The organism is Streptomyces sp. NPDC030245 (assembly GCF_055572995.1).
Window position 1 is genome coordinate 1 of the sequence record NZ_JBVICF010000026.1, and the last position, 3,421, is coordinate 3,421.

A 3,421-nucleotide genomic window follows, 5' to 3' on the forward strand; every position below is an offset into this window, starting at 1 on the left:
AGCTGGTGTTGGTGATTGACGAAAGCCTGGTCTGATTTCAGAGGCGACATTTGTTTTGGGGGGGAGTTGGCTGGGTGTATATCCGTTATTTAGGTAACGGCCGCCTATGGTTCCGCTCTTACAGCGGCTCACTTTTGAAAAGCGCAAAAGTAAGCAAAACGCTCTTGCCGGTATGACTCACCCACATGGGTTACAAATTAGTTCACGCACATAGGTAACAGTTTTTTAACTGGCAGGGTCGATTTCGCGAGGATCTGACCATGCCCTGGAAAGAGCTGAAACCTATGGACCTCAGAGTGAAGTTCATCGCCGACTATTTGGAGGACGAGCACAGCTTTAGCCAGCTGTGCCTGGACCATCAAATCAGTCGCAAGACTGGCTATAAATGGGTCGAGCGCTACAAAGCGGAGGGGCCCAGAGGCCTCGAAGAGCGAAGTCGCAGCCGCCACAATCAGACGTATGTGGTCCCTTTTGCTGTCCGGCAGGCAATTATTGAATTGCGTTCGACTGGAGAAACGGTTCCCGGCCCGAAGAAGATCCAGAACGACTTGATACGGCGTTTTCCTGGGCAGAACCCACCCTCAAAAACCACCATTTACAACATCCTCAAGGCCGCTGATTTGATCACGCCTCGGCAATTGCGCCCGCGTGTAGCTGTCTATCCCAAGCCTTTACGTAAGGCAGAAATCCCCAACCAGCTTTTCAGCGCTGATTACAAAGGGCAATTTCTGACAGGGGCAGGTGTGTGGTGTTATCCGTTGACGATAATGGATCACGCGAGTCGCTTTTTACTGGCCTGCGAGAGTATGGCCAGCACCAATTTCAAGGAAACCCAGCAAACCTTCGAGCGGGTTTTCCGCGAATATGGGCTGCCTGAGCGCATCCGTACCGACAACGGTGTGCCGTTTGCCAGCACGGGCCGTGCCGGGCTGTCGCAGCTATCGATCTGGTGGCTACGACTTGGGATCATTCCTGAGCGAATTGAACCGGGCCGCCCTGATCAGAACGGGCGCCACGAACGTATGCACAGGACGCTGAAAAGTACGTTACCCCAACCACCGGCGGTTGCGTGGGATGCTCAGCAGCGTCACTTTGATCGCTTCGTGCAGCACTATAATTACGAGCGTGGACACGAGGCTCTTGGGCAGAAAACGCCAGCCTCGTGTTACATGCCTTCAACACGAGTCTATCCGGAGCGGTTGCCGGAGATGGGCTATGCGAGTCATGTCGAGTGTTACCTGGCAGACAGTAGTGGGATCATCAATCGAGCAGGTCTAAGGATTTATGTTGGTAATTTGCTGAGCCATCAAACCATCGGAATGGAGATGATCAGTGATGGCATATGGAATGTGATCTTCGGTCCGGTGATCTTGGGCCGAGTAAACGCTAGGGATGCAAAAAACGGTTATGTTTCAATCAAAGTGTCACCTATGTGAAGGCACTTTTTTGTAACCCATGTGGTTGTCCCGTACATGCCCCACCACTCGGCACCTCGCTTAGGCTCGGTGTGCCCTTGTAAGATTATTTTCACCTGCTTCAGACCGTGGTGCCCTCAGATTTCAAGATCGTGAGTGAGCATGGGTCGAAGCAGGTTCTTTTCTAAACTAGTCCGAACGGTTGCCTGGGCGTAAAGCCCGATTCTGCAAGGTTGGACGTGAGGAAAACGCCATGGACCATGACTCTGCGTTCGTCGGAATTGATGTTTCCAAAAACAAGCTCGACTCATTCGTCAGCACTACTGGCCAAGTCGAGCAGTTTTTCAATACTCCAGAAGATATCCAGCGTTTAGCTAAGCATCTCAAGGCTCAGATGCCCGCTTTAGTGGTGCTGGAAGCAACTGGCGGATATGAGCGGCTTGCCGCTGCCGAGCTTTGCGCTGCTGGATTACCAGTCGTTGTTGTCAATCCCCGTCAGGTCCGTGATTTCGCTAAGGCTACCGGACGGCTGGCTAAAACCGACGCTCTGGATGCCCAGGTGATTGCGGAGTTTGCTCAGGCGGTCAAACCCGAAATTCGGGAGATGCCAGATGAACACGCTCGTGAACTGGCAGATCTACTGACTAGACGCCGTCAGCTTATCGATATGATCGTGGCGGAGGAGTCTCGACTGAAACAGGCGGTATTCAAGGCGCTTCGACGGGATATCAAGGCACATATCGTCTGGCTTCAAAAGCGTCTTAAAAGTACAGACGATGACTTGCACGAAGCGATCAAAGCTTCGCCGGCCTGGAAGGCCAATTATGATTTGCTGCGCGAGGTCTCAGGTGTTGGCAATGTGCTCGCACTTTCGCTGCTGGCGATGGTTCCTGAGCTAGGCAAAGTGAATCGCAAACAAGTGGCTGCATTGGTTGGTGTGGCCCCTTTTAACTGCGATAGCGGCCTGTACAAAGGACGTAGACGGATATGGGGTGGTCGAGCTGAGGTGCGAAGTGTGCTTTACATGGCTGTCTTGTCCTCGAAGAGCCATAACCCGGTGATCGAGAGGTTCTACAACCGTCTGCTTGCTGCAGGGAAGACGAAGAAAGTGGCGCTGGTTGCATGCATGAGAAAGCTGCTGACGATCCTGAATGCGATGGTCCGAGATCAAAAACATTTCGCTGAAATGGCTTGAGATTCGACACGGTTGCTCACTCCGGCTTTGGACCGTGGGCCGCCGCGATGGGCCATCCTTGGCCCAGCGCGGCTAACCCGGCGTCCTGCCGGGTTACCCACGCTCCAAAGCCTGCGTTCGGCCAGCGTGGTTTAACGGGGCGCCTAAGATCAAGATCAAAAGCAGATCAAGAGCACAGCGGCCTCCCGGCCGGCTTGAGTGTTGAAGAGCAAAATCAAAATCTAAAGCGGGCACGGTCAAATGTGGGAGCTGGCTTGCCTGCGATGGCATCGACTCGGTGTATCTGAAAAACCGAGTTGTCTGCATCGCAGGCAAGCCAGCTCCCACAGAAAAGCAGCTTTGCTTTCGCTCTGGTCTTTGCCTTTGCTTTTAACACTCAAGCCGGCCGGGAGGCCGCTGTGCTCTTGATCTGCTTTTGATTTTGATCTGCGGGCCCCGTTAACCACGATGGCCGCAAGTAGGCACGGTGGAGCGGGTAAACCGGCAGGGATGCCGATTTAGCCGCGCCGGGCCATGGATGGCCCGTCGCGGCGGCCCGCGGAAGCGGGCCGGAGTGCGGGCATGCCGAGCCTAAGCGAGGCACCGAGTGGTGGGGCAAAGACCTTTTGGTTACTTTTGGGGCGTTTGCCAAAAGTGACCCGCTGTAAGAGCGGAACCCTAAGCCGCCGTTACCGCAGCAACGGATATGTACACAAACCAACCCACCGCAAATCAGGCATTCCCCGCCAACCTCAACCGAGCCGCCTGAGTAAAATCCAACATCCGCTTCAGCGGCCTAACCGCCTGCGGAATCACCGAAGGCTCAACAAAA

2 protein-coding genes are annotated in these 3,421 nt (G+C 54.2%); both read left to right on the forward strand.

Annotated features, from left to right (window positions below; translation table 11 throughout):
- Positions 1–260: 260 nt before the first annotated feature.
- On the forward strand, positions 261–1,436 hold the full coding sequence (locus ACZ4Z4_RS38185; protein ID WP_093206837.1) for an integrase core domain-containing protein: 1,176 nt from the start codon (positions 261–263) through the stop codon (positions 1,434–1,436).
- 232 nt (positions 1,437–1,668) lie between these two features.
- Positions 1,669–2,610: an IS110 family RNA-guided transposase gene (locus ACZ4Z4_RS38190; protein ID WP_093200084.1), complete on the forward strand. Its 942-nt coding sequence runs from the start codon at positions 1,669–1,671 to the stop codon at positions 2,608–2,610.
- The last annotated feature ends 811 nt before the right edge of the window (positions 2,611–3,421 follow it).

Bases quoted from the DNA above. Each gene is read 5' to 3' on its own strand.
- ACZ4Z4_RS38185 (WP_093206837.1), top strand. From the start codon at position 261: ATGCCCTGGAAAGAGCTGAAACCTATGGACCTCAGAGTGAAGTTCATC.
- ACZ4Z4_RS38190 (WP_093200084.1), top strand. From the start codon at position 1,669: ATGGACCATGACTCTGCGTTCGTCGGAATTGATGTTTCCAAAAACAAG.